At 60.5% G+C, this 19,944-nt stretch carries 14 protein-coding genes; 7 read left to right on the top strand and 7 right to left on the bottom strand.

From position 1 onward, the window contains the following. Nucleotides 1-28: 28 nt before the first annotated feature. The 3 genes from Q7C20_RS12775 to Q7C20_RS12765 all read right to left on the bottom strand — a co-directional run bounded on the left by Q7C20_RS12775 (nt 29) and on the right by Q7C20_RS12765 (nt 3,229). Nucleotides 29-1,207 carry a VWA domain-containing protein gene (locus tag Q7C20_RS12775; protein WP_375067780.1) on the bottom strand — a complete coding sequence of 393 codons (1,179 nt, stop codon included), beginning with the start codon at nt 1,205-1,207 and terminating at the stop codon, nt 29-31. Then, nucleotides 1,207-2,052, bottom strand: a complete 846-nt coding sequence (locus Q7C20_RS12770; RefSeq protein WP_112194072.1) for a MoxR family ATPase — start codon at nt 2,050-2,052, stop codon at nt 1,207-1,209. The genes Q7C20_RS12775 and Q7C20_RS12770 overlap by 1 nt, the downstream gene beginning before the upstream one ends. A gap of 100 nt (nt 2,053-2,152) precedes the next feature. Continuing rightward, on the bottom strand, nt 2,153-3,229 hold the full coding sequence (locus tag Q7C20_RS12765) for a DUF748 domain-containing protein (RefSeq protein WP_375067778.1): 1,077 nt from the start codon (nt 3,227-3,229) through the stop codon (nt 2,153-2,155). A gap of 138 nt (nt 3,230-3,367) precedes the next feature. On the opposite strand from Q7C20_RS12765, the gene cysK reads away from it, so the two are divergent. Together cysK and Q7C20_RS12755 are read left to right on the top strand one after the other, a co-directional pair. Further along, nucleotides 3,368-4,342: a cysteine synthase A gene (cysK, locus tag Q7C20_RS12760; protein WP_375067776.1), complete on the top strand. Its 975-nt coding sequence runs from the start codon at nt 3,368-3,370 to the stop codon at nt 4,340-4,342. A gap of 367 nt (nt 4,343-4,709) precedes the next feature. After that, nucleotides 4,710-5,648: an aspartyl/asparaginyl beta-hydroxylase domain-containing protein gene (locus Q7C20_RS12755; protein WP_348059197.1), complete on the top strand. Its 939-nt coding sequence runs from the start codon at nt 4,710-4,712 to the stop codon at nt 5,646-5,648. A gap of 126 nt (nt 5,649-5,774) precedes the next feature. Here the strand turns inward: Q7C20_RS12755 and acnA are convergent, their stop codons facing one another. Further along, complete coding sequence (acnA, locus tag Q7C20_RS12750) at nt 5,775-8,516, bottom strand: aconitate hydratase AcnA (RefSeq protein ID WP_375067774.1); 2,742 nt, start codon at nt 8,514-8,516, stop codon at nt 5,775-5,777. A gap of 196 nt (nt 8,517-8,712) precedes the next feature. Here acnA and rlmM point away from each other — a divergent pair, with 196 nt between their 5' ends. Both rlmM and tusA read left to right on the top strand, forming a co-directional pair. Continuing rightward, nucleotides 8,713-9,789 (top strand): 23S rRNA (cytidine(2498)-2'-O)-methyltransferase RlmM, encoded by a 1,077-nt coding sequence (rlmM, locus tag Q7C20_RS12745; protein WP_375067772.1) that lies wholly within the window; start codon nt 8,713-8,715, stop codon nt 9,787-9,789. Between the two features lie 129 nt (nt 9,790-9,918). Beyond that, nucleotides 9,919-10,164, top strand: coding sequence for a sulfurtransferase TusA (gene tusA, locus Q7C20_RS12740; protein WP_348059191.1), 246 nt, complete (start codon nt 9,919-9,921; stop codon nt 10,162-10,164). Here tusA and Q7C20_RS12735 read toward each other — a convergent pair. Next, entirely contained in the window at nt 10,161-11,555 is a 1,395-nt protein-coding gene (locus Q7C20_RS12735; protein WP_375067770.1) for an MATE family efflux transporter, read from the bottom strand. The genes tusA and Q7C20_RS12735 overlap by 4 nt on opposite strands. A gap of 315 nt (nt 11,556-11,870) precedes the next feature. On the opposite strand from Q7C20_RS12735, the gene pdxB reads away from it, so the two are divergent. Continuing rightward, a complete protein-coding gene (gene pdxB / locus Q7C20_RS12730) occupies nt 11,871-13,022 on the top strand; it encodes a 4-phosphoerythronate dehydrogenase PdxB (RefSeq protein ID WP_375067768.1) in 1,152 nt (383 codons plus the stop codon). 267 nt (nt 13,023-13,289) lie between these two features. Here pdxB and Q7C20_RS12725 read toward each other — a convergent pair whose 3' ends face one another. After that, nucleotides 13,290-13,463, bottom strand: a complete 174-nt coding sequence (locus Q7C20_RS12725; protein ID WP_375067766.1) for a PA1571 family protein — start codon at nt 13,461-13,463, stop codon at nt 13,290-13,292. Nucleotides 13,464-13,705: 242 nt separating this feature from the next. Between Q7C20_RS12725 and Q7C20_RS12720 the strand changes: the two genes are divergently transcribed. After that, nucleotides 13,706-15,493 carry an ABC transporter transmembrane domain-containing protein gene (locus Q7C20_RS12720; protein ID WP_375067764.1) on the top strand — a complete coding sequence of 596 codons (1,788 nt, stop codon included), beginning with the start codon at nt 13,706-13,708 and terminating at the stop codon, nt 15,491-15,493. A gap of 327 nt (nt 15,494-15,820) precedes the next feature. Here Q7C20_RS12720 and Q7C20_RS12715 read toward each other — a convergent pair whose 3' ends face one another. After that, nucleotides 15,821-17,749 (bottom strand): transglycosylase SLT domain-containing protein, encoded by a 1,929-nt coding sequence (locus tag Q7C20_RS12715; protein WP_375067762.1) that lies wholly within the window; start codon nt 17,747-17,749, stop codon nt 15,821-15,823. Nucleotides 17,750-17,962: 213 nt separating this feature from the next. Between Q7C20_RS12715 and Q7C20_RS12710 the strand changes: the two genes are divergently transcribed. Then, entirely contained in the window at nt 17,963-19,879 is a 1,917-nt protein-coding gene (locus Q7C20_RS12710) for an ATP-binding cassette domain-containing protein (protein ID WP_375067761.1), read from the top strand. Nucleotides 19,880-19,944 lie beyond the last annotated feature (65 nt).

Genomic DNA, 19,944 nt, shown 5'->3' with positions numbered 1-19,944 from the left:
AAGCCCGCTCCCACATTTGGATTTGCGTTTATTTGGAGAGAAAGCGCATGCCTTCTTCCAGGCCCCGAAGCGTCAGCGGATACATCTGATCTTCCACCAATTCCCGCACAATCCCCGTCGACGCCGTATAACCCCATGTATCTTTGGGATACGGGTTAATCCAGATCAACTTCTTGTACTTGGCCATGAAGCGCTGCATCCACACATACCCGGCTTCCTCGTTCCAATGCTCGACGCTGCCGCCGGGCTGGGTGATTTCGTACGGCGCCATCGACGCATCGCCGATAAAAATCACTTTGTAATCCGCGCCGTACTTGTGCAGCAGGTCCTGGGTCGAGGTGCGCTCCGAGGTGCGGCGCTGATTGTTTTTCCACACCGACTCGTACACGAAGTTATGGAAGTAGAAATACTCCAGGTGCTTGAACTCGGTCTTGCACGCTGAAAACAGCTCTTCGCAGATCTTCACGTGGGCGTCCATCGAGCCGCCGATATCGAACAGCAGCAGCAACTTGATGGTGTTACGCCGCTCCGGGCGCATTTGGATATTCAGCAAACCGGCATCGCGGGCGGTGTGGTCGATGGTGCCGTCGATGTCCAGCTCTTCGGCCGCGCCCTGACGGGCGAACTTGCGCAGGCGGCGCAGGGCGATCTTGATATTGCGGGTGCCCAGTTCGACCTGATCATCGAGGTTCTTGTATTCGCGCTGATCCCAGACCTTTACCGCCTTGCCTTGGCGTTTACCCGCGTCACCCACACGAATGCCTTCCGGGTTGTAGCCGCCGGAACCAAACGGGCTGGTGCCGCCCGTGCCGATCCACTTGTTGCCGCCGGCGTGGCGTTCTTTTTGTTCTTCCAGGCGTTTCTTGAATTCTTCAATCAACTTATCCAGGCCGCCCAGGGACTGAATCTGCGCGCGCTCTTCGTCGCTCAGCGAGCGCTCGAATTCCTTGCGCAGCCAGTCTTCGGGAATCAGCGCCTGCAAGTGATCGTCGAGTTTTTCCAGGCCATTGAAGTAGGCGCCGAAGGCCCGGTCGAACTTGTCGAAATGCCGCTCATCCTTCACCAGGATCGCCCGGGCCAAGTAGTAAAACTCGTCCATGTCGGCGAAGGTCACGCGCTGTTTAAGGGCGTTGATCAGGTCCAGCAGCTCGCGCACCGACACCGGCACCTTGGCGGCACGCATTTCATTGAACAGGTTGAGCAACATTATCGATTACCGCGACGGCTCATGAATGCCAGACGTTCCAGCAGTTGTACGTCTTGCTCGTTCTTCACCAGGGCGCCGGCCAGGGGCGGAATGGCTTTGGTCGGGTCGCGTTCGCGCAGCACGGCCTCGCCGATATTGTCGGCCATCAGCAGCTTGAGCCAGTCGACCAGTTCGGACGTCGAGGGCTTTTTCTTCAGGCCCGGCACTTTGCGCACGTCGAAGAACACGTCCAGCGCTTCGCTGACCAGGTCTTTTTTGATGTTGGGGTAATGCACATCAACGATTTTTTGCAGGGTGGTGCGGTCGGGGAAGGCGATGTAATGGAAGAAGCAGCGGCGCAGGAACGCGTCCGGCAGCTCTTTCTCGTTGTTGGAGGTAATGATGATGATCGGGCGCTTCTTGGCCTTGATGGTCTCGTCGATTTCGTAAACGTAGAACTCCATCTTGTCGAGTTCTTGCAGCAAGTCATTGGGGAACTCGATGTCGGCCTTGTCGATTTCATCGATCAGCAGAATCACCCGCTCCTCGGACTCAAACGCCTCCCAGAGCTTGCCCTTCTTCAGGTAATTGCGCACGTCGTGCACTTTGTCCACGCCCAGCTGCGAGTCGCGCAGGCGGCTGACCGCGTCGTACTCATACAGGCCCTGATGGGCCTTGGTGGTGGATTTGATGTGCCAGGTGATCAACTTGGCGCCGAAGGATTCGGCCAGTTGCTCGGCAAGCATGGTCTTGCCGGTGCCCGGTTCGCCCTTGACCAGCAACGGCCGCTCCAGGGTGATGGCGGCGTTGACGGCCAGTTTCAGGTCATCGGTAGCCACATAGGCCTGGGTGCCTTCGAACTTCATCGGTCATTCCTCAACAATCAGCAATGCCCGACTATACCGCGAGGCCCCGCCGACTGTGAACGCAGACGGGTTATTCAGTCTCTGAATGGCCGGTCACACTTTAATCCACGCTCGGCTTGGGCTGCTCATACCGCGCATTAAACGCCTGGATGAAACCGTTGCGCAAAATCGCCAAAAACGCCGAGAACGCGCTGATATTTTGCTGATGGACGCTGCCGCTCAGTTCCACGCGGGTGGCAAACTGATTTTTGTTCTGGTTTTTGAGCACGGTCTCGCTGGTGCCGACCACGGCTTCCCAGATTGAGCGGAAGATATTTTTGTCTTTGTTCTCGACGTCCTGCTGCCAGTCGAACACTTCAACGTTGCGCAATAATGGCTTGATATAGCCGCTAAGTTGACCTTTCTCTGCCTGCGCTTCGATCACCACGTCGCCTGTACCGGCCTTGAAATCGAACTTGCCGTAGGCCGAGGCGAAGTCATTCATGCGTTTGAGTTGCAGGTCGCGGGCGCGGAAGCGGAATTCGAAGTCTTCAAAGTCATTGAACGGATCAAAGGTCGCGGAGGCTTCCAGCGGGGCTTGGCCTTGCAGCAGCGCCTTGCCATCGAACCGCGCGTCGCGCTTGCCTTTGAGGTCTACCACGTTAGTCAGGTTATATAAGCTGGCGTTGACTTCGGTGGCATTGATGCTGACCTGAGGCTTGGAGTTGAAGTTGTGAAACGCGATCTTGCCGTCCTCAATCCGCACCTCGTTGAGCGTGATGGGCAACAGTTTTTTCAACTGCTGCTGCCAGTCAGTGCCCTTACCGGTCTGGGACGCCTGCTTGTTGGCACCGCCGTCGACGAAGTTGATTTCAGGTTTTACGAAGTGGCCTTCGGCAACGACCGCATGGTCGTACCACAGCGAGTGCCAGCTGACCGCAAATTCAATCAACGGCGCGTTGACGAACGGTACGGGCACCTTGCCGTCGACCTTGACGATTTTCAGACCGTTGATGCGGTAGGCACCGCGCCACAGGGCCAGGTCTACGTCCGTGACTTGGCCACGGTAGTCGCCCATGTCGGCGAGTTTGTCATTCAGGTAATTGCGCACCACGTAGGGCAGCGCGAGGTCCAGGGCAATCAGCACCACCACCAGCACGGCGACGATCCATAGCAGCCCACTGTAGCGACGTTTCATGGTCAATTCTCCAACGGTTTAAGCCCAACGGTATAGGCGATGGACCGCGCAGGCGGGCGCAACGTTCCTCTGACTGGACGCTTGCGGGCCCGAGGCATACCCTTGGGGCCTTCCTGAAATTGCCTTTAAGGACCCGTTATGAGCCGCATCTTTGCAGACAACGCGCACTCCATCGGTAACACGCCTCTGGTGCAGATCAACCGCATCGCGCCGCGCGGCGTGACCATTCTGGCCAAGATCGAAGGGCGTAACCCAGGGTATTCGGTGAAGTGCCGCATTGGCGCAAACATGATCTGGGACGCCGAAAGCAGCGGCAAACTCAAGCCGGGCATGACCATTGTAGAACCGACCTCGGGCAACACCGGGATTGGCCTGGCCTTTGTCGCCGCTGCCCGTGGCTACAAGTTGCTGCTGACCATGCCGGCGTCCATGAGCATCGAACGGCGTAAAGTGCTCAAGGCGCTCGGTGCGGAACTGGTGCTGACCGAACCGGCCAAGGGCATGAAGGGCGCAATCGAAAAAGCCGGCGAAATTGTTGCGAGCGACCCGGCGACCTATTTTATGCCGGCCCAGTTTGAAAACCCGGCCAACCCGGCAATCCACGAGAAAACCACCGGCCCGGAAATCTGGAACGACACGGCCGGCGCGGTCGACGTGCTGGTAGCCGGCGTGGGCACCGGCGGCACCATCACCGGCGTGTCGCGCTATATCAAGCACATTGCCGGCAAGCCGATTCTGTCGGTGGCCGTGGAGCCCCGCGTCTCGCCGGTGATCACCCAGGCGCTGGCCGGTGAAGAAATCAAGCCGAGCCCGCACAAGATCCAGGGCATCGGCGCCGGCTTTGTGCCGAAAAACCTCGATCTGTCGATTGTCGACCGCGTTGAGCTGGTGACCGATGAAGAATCCAAGGCCATGGCCCTGCGCTTGATGCAGGAAGAGGGGATTCTGTGCGGTATCTCCTGCGGCGCCGCGATGGCCGTGGCCGTGCGCCTGGCCGAGAAGCCGGAAATGCAGGGCAAAACCATCGTAGTGATCCTGCCGGACTCCGGCGAGCGCTACCTGTCGAGCATGCTGTTCAGCGATTTGTTTACTGATCAGGAAACCCAGGCTTGATGGGCCATCTGTGGTGAGTGAGGCTGTTGTGGCGAGCGGGGCTGTTGTGGTGAGCGGGCTTGCCCCGCGTTGGGTTGCGCAGCAGCCCCAAGACCTGACGACGCGGTTCACCCGTTGCACCGCGTTGTTTGAATTGGGAGCGCTACGCACTCCAACGCGGGGCAAGCCCGCTCGCCACAACAAGCCCGCTTGCCACAGGACGCCTGCTGACCACAACAAGCCTGCTCAACACAACAAGCCCGCTCACCACAAGGTTTGATATGTGTCAGCTGATCGGCGAAGGCCTTCTGCATAATGGCCCAAGTGTTTATCATGGCCGGCTGCTACGTCTGCTGTTGGCCAGGCGATTATTTCCAGGAGTTGCTGCATGACCTTTTCTTTGGCCGCCAAACTGTCGGTGCTGTCGCTGTTTATCGGCAGCATTCTGTATGTGCACTTGCGCGGCAAGGCGCGTTTGCCGGTGTTGCGCCAGTTCGTCAACCATTCGGCACTGTTCGCCCCGTATAACGCCTTGATGTACCTGTTCTCCGCCGTACCGTCCAAACCCTATCTGGACCGCAGCAAGTTCCCGGAGCTGGACGTGCTCAAGGACAACTGGGAAGTGATCCGCGAAGAGGCCATGCACCTGTTCGACGAGGGTTACATCCGCGCCGCCGAGAAGAACAATGACGCCGGTTTCGGTTCGTTCTTCAAAAAGGGCTGGAAGCGTTTCTACCTCAAGTGGTACGACAAACCCCTGCCATCGGCCGAGGCGCTGTGCCCGAAAACCGTGGCGCTGGTCAGCAGCATTCCCAACGTGAAAGGCGCGATGTTTGCGCTGTTGCCGGGCGGTAGCCACCTCAACCCGCACCGCGACCCGTTTGCCGGTTCGTTGCGGTACCACTTGGGGCTGTCCACGCCGAACTCCGACGACTGCCGCATCTTCGTCGACGGCCAGGTGTACGCCTGGCGCGACGGTGAAGACGTGATGTTCGACGAAACCTACGTGCACTGGGTGAAGAACGAAACCGAACACACCCGCGTGATTTTGTTTTGCGACATCGAGCGTCCGCTGAGCAACCGCTTGATGACCGGCGTTAACCGTTGGGTCAGCAAGCAATTGGGCCGCGCAACCGCGCCGCAGAATCTGGACGACGAGCGCGTGGGCGGGATCAACCAGGCGTATGCGTGGAGCAAGACGTTCAGCGACAGGTTCAGTGGTGTGGTGAAGCAGTGGAAGCGCAAGCATCCGAAGGCGTACCGCATTGCACGGCCGGTGTTGGCGGTGGTTGTGTTGGTGTTGTTGTGGAAGTGGTTGTTCGGTTGATTTGAAATGCGGTTAAAAATGTGGGAGCGGGCTTGCTCGCGAATGCGGTGATTCAGTCAGAAATGTATCGACTGACACTCCGCTTTCGCGAGCAAGCCCGCTCCCACATTTGATCTCCGGTGTTCTCTAGGAGGCGATCAACTGGCGCAGCACGTAATGCAGAATCCCGCCCGCCTTGAAGTATTCCACTTCATTCAACGTATCAATCCGGCACAGCACTTCAATCTTCTCGCTGCTGCCGTCCTCCCGTGTAATCACTAGCGTCAGGTTCATCCTCGGTTCGATCTCGGCGTCGGTCAGCCCAAGAATGTCGACTTTCTCCTTGCCGGTCAGTTTGAGCGACTTGCGGTTCTGATCCAGCTTGAACTGCAACGGCAACACGCCCATGCCCACCAGGTTGGAGCGGTGGATACGTTCGAAGCTCTCGGCGATCACCGCCTTGACCCCCAGCAGGTTGGTGCCCTTGGCCGCCCAGTCACGGCTCGACCCGGTGCCGTATTCCTGCCCCGCGATCACCACCAGCGGCGTGCCCGAGGCCTGGTATTTCATGGCCGCATCGTAGATCGGCATTTTCTCGCCGGTCGGGATGTAGAGGGTGTTGCCGCCTTCCTCACCGCCAAGCATTTCATTGCGGATCCGGATGTTGGCGAAGGTGCCGCGCATCATCACTTCGTGGTTGCCGCGGCGTGAGCCGTAGGAGTTGAAGTCACGCGGTTCCACGCCTTGCTCGCGCAAATAGCGCCCGGCCGGGCTGTCGGTCTTGATATTACCGGCGGGGGAGATGTGGTCGGTGGTTACCGAATCCCCGAGCAACGCCAGCACATTGGCGGCTTTCACGTCCTGGATCACCGGCAGTGGCCCGCCAATGTCGTCGAAGAAAGGCGGGTGCTGGATGTAGGTTGAATCCTTCTGCCATACGTAAGTGGCGGCTTGCGGCACTTCAATGGCCTGCCACTGTTCGTCACCGGCAAACACTTCGGCGTATTCCTTGTGGAACATGCCCGTGCTGACCTGAGCCACGGCGTCGGCAATTTCCTTACTGCTCGGCCAGATGTCTTTCAGGTACACCGGCTTGCCGTCCTGATCGTTACCCAACGGCTCGCTGCTGATGTCGATACGCACCGTACCGGCCAAGGCATAAGCGACGACCAGCGGCGGCGACGCGAGCCAGTTGGTTTTCACCAGCGGGTGTACGCGGCCTTCAAAGTTACGGTTGCCCGACAGCACCGAGGCGACGGCGAGGTCAGCTTTCTGGATGGCTTTTTCAATCGGCTCGGGCAACGGCCCGGAGTTGCCAATGCAGGTGGTGCAGCCGTAGCCGACGAGGTCAAAGCCAAGTTTGTCCAAATATTCGGTCAGGCCTGCCGCCTTGTAATAGTCGGTAACCACTTTAGAGCCGGGCGCCAGGGAGGTTTTGACCCAGGGCTTGCGAGTCAGGCCTTTTTCCACGGCCTTCTTCGCCACCAGCCCGGCCGCCATCATCACACTGGGGTTGGAGGTGTTGGTGCAGGAGGTGATCGCGGCGATCACCACCGCGCCGTTTTTCAGGCGGTAGGTGTGGCCGTCGTACTCGTAGTCGGTTTCACCCACCAGGTCCGCATTGCCCACGGCCACACCGCCGCCGCCTTCACTTTCCAGGCGGCCCTCTTCTTTATTGGTGGGTTTGAATTGCAGGTCGAGGAAGTCGCTGAAGGCCTGGCCGACATTCGGCAGGGAAACCCGGTCCTGCGGGCGTTTCGGCCCGGCCAGGCTGGCTTCAACACTGCTCATGTCCAGCGCCAGGGTGTCGGTAAACACAGGCTCTTGACCGGCTATGCGCCACAGGCCTTGGGCCTTGGTGTAGGCCTCGACCAGTTTGACGGTCTCGGCGGGGCGGCCGGACAAGCGCAGGTAGTCCAGCGTCACCTCGTCCACCGGGAAGAAACCACAGGTGGCGCCGTATTCCGGGGCCATGTTGGCGATGGTCGCGCGGTCGGCCAGCGGTAAATCGGCCAGGCCGTCGCCGTAGAATTCGACGAATTTACCCACCACGCCTTTTTTGCGCAGCATTTGGGTCACGGTCAGCACCAGGTCGGTGGCCGTGATGCCTTCCTTGAGCTTGCCGGTGAGTTTGAAGCCAATCACTTCCGGGATCAGCATCGACACCGGTTGGCCGAGCATGGCCGCTTCCGCTTCGATGCCGCCCACGCCCCAGCCAAGCACGCCGAGGCCGTTGATCATGGTGGTGTGGGAGTCGGTGCCGACCAGCGTGTCGGGGAAGGCGTAGGTGCGGCCGTCTTCGTCCTTGGTCCACACGGTGCGGCCAAGGTATTCAAGGTTGACCTGGTGGCAAATGCCGGTGCCCGGCGGCACCACGCTGAAGTTGTCAAAGGCGCTCTGGCCCCAGCGCAGGAAGGCGTAACGTTCGCCGTTGCGCTGCATTTCGATGTCGACGTTCTGCTCGAAGGCGTCGGCGTTGCCGAACTTGTCGACCATTACCGAGTGGTCGATTACCAGGTCCACCGGCGACAGCGGGTTGATACGCTGCGGGTCGCCACCGGCCTTGGCCATGGCCGCACGCATGGCGGCCAGGTCGACCACGGCGGGAACGCCGGTAAAGTCTTGCATCAATACGCGAGCGGGGCGGTACTGGATTTCACGGTCGGACTGGCGCTCTTTGAGCCAGGCGGCAATGGCCTTGAGGTCGGCGCCGGTGACGGTCTTGTTGTCTTCCCAGCGCAGCAGGTTTTCCAGCAGCACCTTGAGCGACATCGGCAACTTGCCCAGGTCGCCCAGGCTCTTGGCGGCTTCGGGCAGGCTGAAGTAATGGTAGGTCTTGCTGTCAATTTCCAGTGTTTTAAGGGTTCTCAGGCTATCAACGGATGACATTACATGACTCCTTATGGTCCGCACGGCTACGGACCTGGCGGGACGAACAGAGCTTTCAACTTAGCCCTGTTTTCATTAGCAGGCTAATAACTGGACTCTATCGTTAAGTCCAAGGTTCCGAACTCCGTTATCATGCGCGGGTTTTCATGACAGGCATTGCGACAGCGCAAGGCCGGTTGATTCACTTGGAGAGTTGATGAACACCCTTTTTATGCACTGCCGCCCGGGTTTTGAAGGCGAAGTCTGTTCCGAGATCGCGGAACACGCCGCGCGCCTGAACGTATCCGGCTACGCCAAAGCCAAGACCGGCAGCGCCTGCGCCGAATTTGTCTGCACCGAAGAAGACGGCGCCCAGCGCTTGATGCACGGCCAGCGATTTGCCGAGCTGATCTTCCCGAGGCAGTGGGCGCGTGGGGTGTTTATCGACCTGCCGGAAACCGACCGCATCAGCGTGATCCTCGCCCACCTGCGCGAGTTTCCGGTGTGCGGCAGCCTGTGGCTGGAGATGGTCGACACCAACGACGGTAAAGAGCTGTCGAACTTTTGCAAGAAATTCGAAGTGCACCTGCGCAAAGCCCTGCTCAACGCCGGCAAGCTGGTGGACGATCCGAGCAAGCCGCGCCTGCTGCTGACCTTTAAAAGTGGCCGCGAAGTGTTCATGGGCCTGGCCGAGTCGAACAACTCGGCGATGTGGCCAATGGGCATCCCGCGCCTCAAGTTCCCGCGTGACGCGCCAAGCCGTTCGACCCTCAAGCTGGAAGAAGCCTGGCACCACTTTATCCCGCGCGACCAGTGGGACGAGCGCCTGCACGGCGACATGACCGGCGTCGACCTTGGCGCAGCGCCCGGCGGCTGGACCTGGCAATTGGTCAACCGTGGCATGCTGGTGACCGCCATCGACAACGGCCCCATGGCCGAAAGCCTGATGGACACCGGCCTTGTGCAGCACTTGATGGCCGACGGCTTCACCTTCGTGCCCAAGCAGCCGGTGGACTGGATGGTGTGTGACATCGTCGAGAAACCCGCGCGCAACGCGGCCTTGCTCGAAACCTGGATCGGCGAAGGGCATTGCCGCGAGGCGGTGGTGAACCTGAAGTTGCCGATGAAGCAGCGTTACGCCGAGGTGAAGCGTTTGCTGGAGCGTATCGAGGACGGCTTCAAGGCGCGGGGTATTCGGGTGGAGATCGGCTGCAAGCAGCTGTATCACGACCGTGAGGAAGTGACGTGCCATTTGCGTCGCCTTGAAAGTGCGAAGAAACCCAAAAAGCACTGATATCAAATGTGGGAGCGGGCTTGCCCGCGATAGCGGTATAACAGTCGAAATTTATAGTGAATGTGCCCGCGTCTTCGCGAGCAAGCCCGCTCCCACATTTTTGAGCGGTGCCAGTATCAGGAGTGAACCATGAGCCTTGAATTACCTGTCGATGGGACCCTCGATGCCACCGGCCTCAATTGCCCGGAACCAGTAATGATGCTGCACCAGCACATCCGCGACCTGCCGCCCGGCGGCTTGCTCAAGGTGATCGCGACCGACCCCTCGACCCGCCGCGATATTCCCAAGTTCTGTGTGTTCCTCGACCACGAACTGGTGGATCAGCAGGAACAGGCCGGTACCTACCTGTACTGGATTCGCAAGAATCCCGCTTAAACCGCTACCGGTACATGGCGAATCCGCCGGCGCGCGCTGCGTGCCAGGCGGATCACCAGCATGGCCGCAGCGCAGCTCAAGCCCACAATCAGCCCTTGCCACAGGCCACTCGGCCCGCTGGCGTCGCCCAGCCAATCGGTCAGCCCCAGCGCGTAACCCACCGGCAACCCCACACCCCAGTAAGCAAACAGCGTCAGCACCATGGTCACCCGTGTGTCCTGATAACCGCGCAGCGCACCGGCGGCGGTGACCTGGATCGCGTCGGAGAACTGGAACAGCGCGGCAAACACAATCAGCATCGATGCGACGTGGATCACTTGCGCGTCAGGCGTATAAATCGTCGCAATTTGTTCGCGAAACAGCAGCATCAGGCTGCACGACAGGCACGCGTACGCCAGCGCAGTGCCCATGCCGACCCCTGCAGCAAAGCGCGCCTCACGCGGCTCACCCCGGCCCATCGCCTGCCCGACGCGCACGGTGACTGCCATGCTTAGCGAGTAAGGAATCATGAACACCAGCGAGCTGAAATTCAGTGCGATCTGGTGGCCGGCCACCACGTTGGCGCCGAGGCTGCCGATCAACAGGGCGATTACCGCGAAGATGCTCGACTCCGCAAACACTGCGATACCAATCGGCAAGCCGATGTTCAGCACGCGCTTGATGACTGCCCACTGCGGCCAGTCGAAACGCTTGAACAGCTCGCTGCTGCGGTAGGCCGGTGCCCACCGGGTCCAGGCCGCCAAACCGAGCATCATCACCCACATCACGATGGCCGTGGCCCAGCCACAGCCCACGCCGCCCATGGCCGGCACGCCGAAGTGGCCATAGATGAACACGTAGTTCAGCGGAATATTCAGCGCCAGCCCACACAAGCCCATGACCATGCTTGGCCGCGTACGGCCCAGGCCATCGCTGAAACAGCGCAACACGTAATACAGAGCGATGGCGGGCATGCCGGACGCGATGCCGTGCAGGTAGGCCATGCAAGGCTTGATCAGCTCGGGGTCGACGTTCATCGCGTGGAGGATCGGCTCGGCGCTGATCAGCATCAGCAGCGCGGTGATGCCGACCATCAGCCCCAGCCACAAGGCTTGACGCACCAGCGGGCCGATCTCGGTGTGCTGGCCGGCGCCGAAGCGCTGGGCGACTTTCGGCGTGGTGGCCAGCAGGGTGCCGGTCATCAGCAGGTACACCGGAATCCAGATCGAGTTGCCCAGCGCAACGGCCGCCAGGTCCCGCGCGCTCACGCGCCCAGCCATCACCGCATCGACAAAGCCCATGGCGGTGGTCGCCAATTGGCCGATCATGATCGGCAAGGCCAGCGCCAACAGGCTGCGCACCTCGCGGCTGACGCGGGCGGGGCGGGAGAGGGCGGTGGTGGCAATGTTCACGTACAGGTGTCCAGTCTAGAGAAGCGCAAGGACCGCGAAGTCTACGCTTTGACGCAGTGGTCAGGAAAAAACCTGTGTTAGGGATTTGTAAGCAAGCATCCCTTCGCCGCAGTGCTGTGTGTTTGGGCTTATGTGGGAGCGGGCTTGATCGCGAAGGCGGTGTGTCAGTTGAGATAGCTGTGTCTGACACACCGCCTTCGCGAGCAAGCCCGCTCCCACACAAGCCCGTTTCCTCAAAGGCTGCATCCACAGTGGATCTGCGGTGGAACACCGATCGCATCCCTGTACACTGCGAGTCCGCGAAAGGAGCCTGCCATGTTGATTGTTGCCGACGAAAATATCCCGCTGCTCGATGCATTCTTCGAAGGGTTTGGCGAGATTCGCCGTGTGCCCGGCCGCTCCATCGACCGTGCCATGGTCGAGCAGGCAGACGTGTTGCTGGTGCGCTCGGTGACCAACGTCAATCGCGCCTTGCTCGATGGTACTAATGTGCGTTTCGTTGGCACCTGCACCATCGGCACCGACCACCTGGACCTCGACTATTTCCGGCAGGCCGGTATCCAGTGGTCCAGCGCGCCGGGCTGCAATGCCCGTGGTGTGGTGGATTACGTGCTGGGCAGCCTGCACACCCTGGCTGAGATCGAAGGAGCGGACCTCAACAGCCGCACCTATGGCGTGGTGGGGGCCGGTGAAGTCGGCGGGCGTCTGGTCAAGGTCCTTAAAGGCTTGGGCTGGAACGTGCTGGTGTGCGACCCGCCGCGCCAGATCGCCGAAGACGGGGACTACGTCAGCCTCGCGCAGATCATCGAGCAATGCGACGTGATCAGCCTGCACACGCCGCTGACCAAGTCCGGCAATGGCTCCACCTGGCATCTGTTTGATCGCCAGCGTCTGAACAGCCTCAGGCCCGGTACCTGGCTGATCAACGCCAGCCGTGGCCCGGTGGTGGACAACGCCGCGCTGCGCGAAGTGTTGCTGGACCGCGAAGACCTGCAAGCGGTGCTGGACGTATGGGAAGGCGAACCGGAGGTGGACGTCGACCTGGCCGACCTGTGTGTGCTGGCCACCCCGCATATCGCCGGCTACAGCCTGGACGGCAAGCAGCGCGGCACGGCGCAAATCTATCAAGCGTTCTGCGCGCACCTGGGCCAGGCGCCGAGCATTCAACTCAAGGACTTGCTGCCGCAGCCCTGGCTGGCCGAGGTGCAGTTAAATGCGTCAACCGATCCGGCCTGGGCATTGGCCACCTTGTGCCGCAGCGTGTACGACCCGCGCCGCGATGACGCGGATTTCCGCCGCAGCCTTGTGGGAACCGTGGAAGAACAGCGCAAGGCGTTCGACCTGCTGCGCAAGCACTACCCAGAGCGTCGCGAGATCGACGGCTTGAAGGTACGCATTAACGGCGAGTCGGCCGTGTTGTCGGCGATCGTGACCGCGTTGGGCGCCCAGCCCTTTCAAGGTATTTAGGCAGAACAGGCGATAAATACTCTGTGGCGAGCGGGCTTGCCCCGCGTTGGGTTGCGAAGCGACCCTAAAAGGAAGAATGCGGTGAGTCAGACACTCTTAGGCTGCTGTTTTCGGGGCTGCTTCGCAACCCAACGCGGGGCAAGCCCGCTCGCCACAGGGATAGTGTTCGCCCCAACAGACGGGGTTCCAAAGACCTTGAAAAGGCTGGCTTTAACACCCAATAAAAAACCCGGCCATGATGGCCGGGTTTGAAAGAGCTTGGGCGCTTCAGCCTTGCTGCGCAGGCTTGACCAGTCGCTGTTCCAGCTCGCTGCACGCTTGCTGAATCATTTCTTCGGTGATCCACACTTCGCGGCCGTTGGCATCAAAGTACGAGCATGGCAACTGCTCCGGTTGGCGAATCACTTCAATTTTGGCGTCGCTGCTATTTTGCAAGGTCATGGCCTGTCTCCTCATCAGGTTGTGTACCTACTTTAATCCCCTCGCGTGACCGCGCTATTACAACTCCTTACACGCTCACCGATTCGAACGCCAAGTCCACCAGAAACCGATACAAATTTCCAGTGAAGCGTTAGACCGATAGCCTCTAGGGGCCCGCATCGGCGGGCATAATTAACCTGACTCATTGTTATTTACTCAAGTTCCCCCAATGTTGTGGTGTACCTATCTGCGCTCATCAGGTGATGCCCTCCATGTTTTCAGTCCGTCAACGTCGTGCGATCCGTCTCGCCAGCCGCTTTATCGCGCCCTATCGCTGGCAGGCGCTGGGAGCCTTGTTGGCGCTGATCGTCACAGCCGGCATTACCTTGTCGATGGGGCAGGGGATTCGCCTGCTGGTGGATCAGGGCTTCATGACCCAGTCGCCGCACTTGCTCAACCAATCCATCGGCCTGTTTATGGTGCTGGTACTGGGGCTGGCCGTGGGCACATTTGCGCGGTTTTACCTGGTCTCGTGGATCGGTGAGCGCGTGGTGGCCGACATCCGCCGGCAAGTGTTCAACCACCTGATCTACCTGCATCCGGGCTTCTACGAGAACAACCGCAGCTCGGAAATCCAGTCACGGCTGACCACCGACACCACACTGCTGCAGTCGGTGATCGGTTCGTCGCTGTCACTGTTTCTGCGCAATGCCTTGATGGTCATCGGCGGCATCGTGCTGCTGTTTGTCACCAATCCCAAGCTGACCAGCATCGTGGTGGTGGCGCTGCCGCTGGTGCTGGCGCCGATCCTGATTTTCGGGCGCCGTGTGCGCAGCCTGTCGCGTCTGAGCCAGGACCGCATCGCCGACGTCGGCAGCTACGTGTCCGAGACCCTCGGCCAGATTAAAACCGTGCAGGCCTACAACCACCAGGTGCAGGATGAACAGCGTTTCGCCGTGACCGTGGAACAAGCCTTTGCCACCGCGCGCAAGCGCATCGTGCAGCGCGCCTGGCTGATTACCCTGGTGATCATGCTGGTGCTCGGCGCGGTGGGCGTGATGCTCTGGGTGGGCGGCATGGACGTGATCAGCGGGCGCATTTCCGGTGGTGAGCTGGCTGCTTTTGTGTTCTATAGCCTAATTGTGGGCAGTGCCGTGGGTACGTTGAGTGAGGTGCTGGGCGAGTTGCAGCGCGCTGCCGGTGCGGCCGAGCGCATCGGCGAGCTGTTGCAGTCGAGCAACGAAATCCAGGCGCCGACCGCTGGCACGGTGCAATTGCCGGAGCGCGTCAGTGGCCGTATGGAGCTGCAGGACCTGCGTTTTTCCTACCCTTCGCGGCCGGACAGTTACGCCATCGACGGCTTGAGCCTGACCATCAACCCAGGTGAAACCCTGGCGCTGGTCGGCCCGTCCGGTGCCGGTAAATCGACGATTTTCGACCTGCTGCTGCGCTTCTACGACCCCCAACACGGGCGCATCCTGCTCGAAGGTCACCCGCTGACCGAACTTGACCCGATGGACCTGCGCCGCCACTTCGCCCTGGTCTCCCAAAGCCCGGCGCTGTTTTACGGCAGCGTCGAAGAAAACATTCGCTACGGCAACCCGTCCGCGACCACCGCCCAGGTTGAAGCCGCCGCGCGCATCGCCCATGCCCATGACTTCATCCTGCAAATGCCCGACGGCTACCAGACTCACCTTGGCGACGGCGGCATGGGCCTCTCCGGCGGTCAGCGCCAACGCCTGGCCATCGCCCGCGCTTTGCTGGTGGACGCACCGATTCTGTTGCTCGACGAAGCCACCAGTGCACTGGATGCCCAGAGTGAGCATTTGATTCAGCAAGCCTTGCCGCAGTTGATGCAGGGGCGCACCACGCTGGTTATCGCTCACCGATTGGCTACGGTGAAGAACGCCGACCGGATTGCCGTGATGGACCAGGGCAAGCTGGTGGCGGTGGGCACTCATCAGCAGTTGATTGCGAGCAACCCGTTGTATGCGCGATTGGCGGCGTTGCAGTTCAGTGATGGGGCGCAGGTTGCGCAACACGAAGGCTAGCGCAGGGGAGTGTGGCGAGCGGGCTTGTAGTGATGAGCTGGATGGCTGTGGCGAGCGGAGCTTGTTGTGATGAGCCGGATGGCTGTGGCGAGCGGGGCTTGTTGTGATGAGCTGGATGGCTGTGGCGAGCGGGCTTGTTGTGGCGAGCGGGCTTGCCCCGCGTTGGGTTGCGTAGCAGCCCTAAAACCTGCTGACGCGGTTAATCAGTTGCACCGCGTCGGCTGAACTGGGAGCGCTTCGCACTCCAACGCGGGGCAAGCCCGCTCGCCACAACGGGCCTGCTTGCCATGATGGTCGGGCTCGTCACCGGGTCTTGGTCAGTCGGCCTTATTGATCATCAAAGTACCGCTCATGCCAATCCACCAGTGGCTGCGGTGAGTTGAGCTTTTGCCCATAGATCACTGAATAAGACAGTACGTTCTGCACGTACTGGCGGGTTTCGTCGAACGGGATACTTTCCACCCACACGTCGAAACTCAGGTGGTCAGCACCGCGCAGCCATTGGCGCACGCGGCCGGGGCCGGCGTTGTAGGCGGCGGAGGCGAGCACGCGGTTGCCGTTGAATTGGCTGTGCACCTGGCTCAGGTACGCGGCGCCGAGCTGGATGTTTTTGTCCGGGTCCAGCACTTGGGCGGGCGAGGCCAGCGGGATGCTGAATTTGCGCGCGGTTTCCTTGGCGGTGCCGGGCATCAGTTGCATCAGGCCGCTGGCGCCGACGCCGGAGCGGGCGTCGTCCATGAAGGCGCTTTCCTGACGGGTAATAGCGAATACCCAGCTTGAATGCAGGCCGCGTACCTTGGCTTCACGCACCAGCGTGTCGCGGTGAGCCATCGGGAAACGGATGTCGAGGTCATCCCAGTACTGCGCCTGGCTGATGGTGCGAATCGCCGGGAAGTACCATTTCATGTCATAGGCCAGCTTGGCCTGGGCGACCATTTCGTCACGGTTGAAGTGACGGCTGACGTGGTACCACTCGCGGCGACCGTCAACGATCTGGCCACGCGCATAGAACTCCAGCGCACGGCGCACGCCGGGAGTGTTACGCACCTTGTTCATCAGCGCCTGGCTCATCACCAGTGGTTTGTTGGTCAGTTGGTACGGCGACTTGGAGCGGTCGGCGGCGAGGAAGCCGTAGAAATCACGCTCCTTGGCCACGCTTTTATACAGCACCAGGGCCTGCGGGTTTTTCGGCTCGGCCAATTCCAGGCTGCGTGCCTGCCAATAGCGCCAGCGGTTGGTGGTCGCCAGGTCTTGTGGGAGCTTGCGGGTCAACTGGTAGGCATCTTCCCAGCGGGCGAGGCGCAGCAGCAGGCGCAGGCGCCATTCGGAGACGGTGTTGTCACGCAGCTCCGGGTCGTACTGAGTCATCACGTCCAGCGCGCGCGGGTCATAGCGGCGCGCCAGGGTCAGGCCGATTTCACGGGCGATTGCCACTTTTTCGTCACGGGAGAAGTGCATGCTGCTGGCGTAGCCGTCGAGCAGGGCCATGGCCTTGTCCGGGTCTTGGCGAGCCAAGCGGCGCAGGCCGAGGCCCACGGCATCAGACATGGCCTCGTTGGCCGGCAGGAAGCGCGACGGGTCGCCGAGCATGTCGGGCTTTTGCGCCACGTCCACCATCAGGCGGCCTTGGGCGCCGAGGGTTGGCAGGGTTTTCACCAGGCTGTTGGCCAGCGCGTAGTTGCGTGCTTCGGCGGCGAGCTTGGCGCGGTCCCAGATTTTCTGTTCGGTGAGTTGGCCGTCGGCGGCCCATTGGCCGAACGTGACATCACAGGCGGCCGGTTGGGACTTGCCGGTAAACCAGAGTTTTTCGGCGGTCTTGTAACCTTCGGCTTTCAAGTTGTGCGTGAGCTGAAACTGGCCATGCAGGCAGTCCAGTTCGACGAAATTGAGCTTGGGGTCGTAGTACTTTTCAAAGGTCTGCCAGTCGCCACGGTCGGCCAGCCAGCGCAGCCAGCGCAGTTTCATCCAGTTGGCCTGGGGCAGGTCGCCGTTTTTGGCGAGGAACTGTTCGATTTCCTCGTTGCTCGCGCTTTTCAGGCGTGCGGTCAGCTCGTCATACGCCAGATACGGCGTGAGCGGGTAGTCCGCCAGCGCGGCGCTGTATTGCATGTACGGCCCGCTGTCGCCTTTGGCCAGGGCGCGTTTGGCTTCATCGTAATATTGACGTTGGGTGGTGAGGTCCACGGCCTGGGCAGATTGAACGGCGGTGGCGGAAAGAAGCAGACAAGATAAAAAGTTGAAAAGGCGACTGCGCATGAGACGTCCGTGCAGAGAAATCACGACTAGCACCGGCACTGCCGACACTGATTGCCCCTAGCTTAGCCTTTTGCCCTCAACCTAAGAAAGCTTTGCCGACCGGTTGGTCCAAGTTCACCATAAATGTGCGTTAGAACGTGTCGACCGCGAAAATGCCGACCGCATCCCACCTTCAAGTCAGGTAGAATGCGCGCCCAGTTTTTGGAGAAGTGTATGACCCTGCTCAAATTCAGCGATGTGTCCCTTGCTTTCGGCGCTATGCCGTTGTTGGACAAGGTGTCCTGGCAGATCGCCCGTGGTGAGCGGGTGTGCATCATCGGCCGCAACGGCACCGGCAAGTCCAGCATGATGAAGCTGGTAAAAGGCGACCAGAAGCCCGATGACGGCTCTGTTTGGCGCGCCCCAGGCCTCAAGATCGGCGAATTGCCGCAAGAATTGCCGGTGGCCGACGGACGGACAGTGTTTGACGTGGTTGCCGAAGGCCTGGACGGTGTTGGCGCATTGCTCGCCGAATACCATCACCTGGCCCAGAACTGCGTCACCGAAGACGACCTGAACAAGCTGATGCACGTTCAGCAAGACCTCGAAGCCCGTGATGGCTGGCGCTTGCAGCAACTGGTCGACAGCACGTTGAGCCGCCTGCAACTGCCGCCAGACAAGACCCTCGCCGAACTGTCCGGCGGCTGGCGTCGTCGCGTGCTGCTGGCTCAGGCGTTGGTGTCCGAGCCGGACCTGCTGCTGCTCGACGAACCAACCAACCACCTGGACATCGGCGCAATCGCCTGGCTTGAAGAAGCCATCAAGGATTTCCAGGGCGCCGTGCTGTTTATCACGCACGACCGGGCCTTCCTGCAAAGCCTGGCAACACGCATCCTCGAACTGGACCGTGGCGGCCTGATCGACTGGAACGGCGACTACGCCAGCTTCCTGGTGCACAAAGAGGCCTCGCTGGCCGCTGAAGAAACCGCCAACGCCCTGTTCGACAAAAAGCTGGCCCAGGAAGAAGTCTGGATCCGCCAGGGCATCAAGGCGCGTCGCACCCGTAACGAAGGCCGTGTACGCGCACTCAAAGCCCTGCGCGTTGAACGTGGCGAGCGTCGCGAGCGCACCGGCAAGGCGAATATCCAGCTGGATACTGCCGACAAGTCGGGCAAACAAGTGATGGTGCTCGAGAACGTCAGCTTCCATCACCCGGGCGGCCCGTTCCTGATCAAGGACTTCTCGATGGTCCTCACGCGCGGCGACCGTATCGGCCTGCTTGGCGCCAACGGTACCGGCAAGACCACCTTGCTCAAGCTGATGCTTAATGGCCTTCAGCCGACCAACGGCAAGGTAGAAGAAGGCACCAAGATCGACGTGGCTTACTTCGACCAGTTGCGTCACCAGTTGGACCTGGAAAAAACCGTGATCGACAACGTTGCCGAAGGTCGCGATTTTATCGATATCGACGGTCAGAGCCGCCACGTGCTGAGCTACCTGGGCGACTTCCTGTTCAGCCCGCAACGAGCCCGTACGCCGGTGAAAGCCTTGTCCGGTGGTGAGCGCGCGCGTCTGTTGCTGGCTAAGTTGTTCAGCAAACCGGCCAACCTGCTGGTACTCGACGAACCGACCAACGACCTCGACGTTGAAACCCTGGAATTGCTCGAAGAAGTGTTGCTGACCTTCAACGGCACCGTGCTGATGGTCAGTCACGACCGGGAATTCCTCGACAACGTGGTGACCAGCACCCTGGTTTTCGAAGGCGAAGGCAAGGTGCGCGAGTACGTCGGTGGTTATCAGGACTGGCTGCGTCAGGGCGGCTCGCCGCGCCTGCTGGGCGTGACCGAGAGCAAGTCCGGCAAAGCCGACTTGACCTCGGCAGTGGTGACGCCTGCGGCTGCTGCACCGGCTCAGGACGCTGCGCCTGGCGCCAAGAAAAAACTCAGCTACAAGCTGCAGCGCGAGCTGGAAGCCTTGCCGGGTGAGATCGACGCCAAGGAAAAGCAGATCGCCGCAGTGCAAGCAGACATGGCTGACGCGGGCTTCTACCTGCGCCCGGCGGCGGACACTGCCAAGGTGATTGCGTCCCTGGAAACGTTGAACCAGGAGCTGGAAGTGCTGGTTGAGCGTTGGGCCGAGCTGGATGGCTGATTGATTCCAGTGCATTAAAAAACCCGGTGTTCACTTAGGTGAGCACCGGGTTTTTTATAGGGCAA

It is taken from the genome of Pseudomonas sp. AMR01 (genome assembly GCF_041946035.1).
Lineage (GTDB): Bacteria > Pseudomonadota > Gammaproteobacteria > Pseudomonadales > Pseudomonadaceae > Aquipseudomonas > Aquipseudomonas antarctica_B.
Note: the sequence above shows the minus strand (reverse complement) of the source record. Positions and strands in the feature narration are given on the sequence as shown.

Bases quoted from the DNA above. Each gene is read 5' to 3' on its own strand.
- Q7C20_RS12710 (WP_375067761.1), top strand. From the start codon at position 17,963: ATGACCCTGCTCAAATTCAGCGATGTGTCCCTTGCTTTCGGCGCTATG.
- pdxB (WP_375067768.1), top strand. From the start codon at position 11,871: ATGTTGATTGTTGCCGACGAAAATATCCCGCTGCTCGATGCATTCTTC.
- Q7C20_RS12725 (WP_375067766.1), bottom strand. From the start codon at position 13,463: ATGACCTTGCAAAATAGCAGCGACGCCAAAATTGAAGTGATTCGCCAA.
- acnA (WP_375067774.1), bottom strand. From the start codon at position 8,516: ATGTCATCCGTTGATAGCCTGAGAACCCTTAAAACACTGGAAATTGAC.
- Q7C20_RS12770 (WP_112194072.1), bottom strand. From the start codon at position 2,052: ATGAAGTTCGAAGGCACCCAGGCCTATGTGGCTACCGATGACCTGAAA.
- Q7C20_RS12765 (WP_375067778.1), bottom strand. From the start codon at position 3,229: ATGAAACGTCGCTACAGTGGGCTGCTATGGATCGTCGCCGTGCTGGTG.
- tusA (WP_348059191.1), top strand. From the start codon at position 9,919: ATGAGCCTTGAATTACCTGTCGATGGGACCCTCGATGCCACCGGCCTC.
- Q7C20_RS12775 (WP_375067780.1), bottom strand. From the start codon at position 1,207: ATGTTGCTCAACCTGTTCAATGAAATGCGTGCCGCCAAGGTGCCGGTG.
- cysK (WP_375067776.1), top strand. From the start codon at position 3,368: ATGAGCCGCATCTTTGCAGACAACGCGCACTCCATCGGTAACACGCCT.
- Q7C20_RS12715 (WP_375067762.1), bottom strand. From the start codon at position 17,749: ATGCGCAGTCGCCTTTTCAACTTTTTATCTTGTCTGCTTCTTTCCGCC.
- rlmM (WP_375067772.1), top strand. From the start codon at position 8,713: ATGAACACCCTTTTTATGCACTGCCGCCCGGGTTTTGAAGGCGAAGTC.
- Q7C20_RS12755 (WP_348059197.1), top strand. From the start codon at position 4,710: ATGACCTTTTCTTTGGCCGCCAAACTGTCGGTGCTGTCGCTGTTTATC.
- Q7C20_RS12720 (WP_375067764.1), top strand. From the start codon at position 13,706: ATGCCCTCCATGTTTTCAGTCCGTCAACGTCGTGCGATCCGTCTCGCC.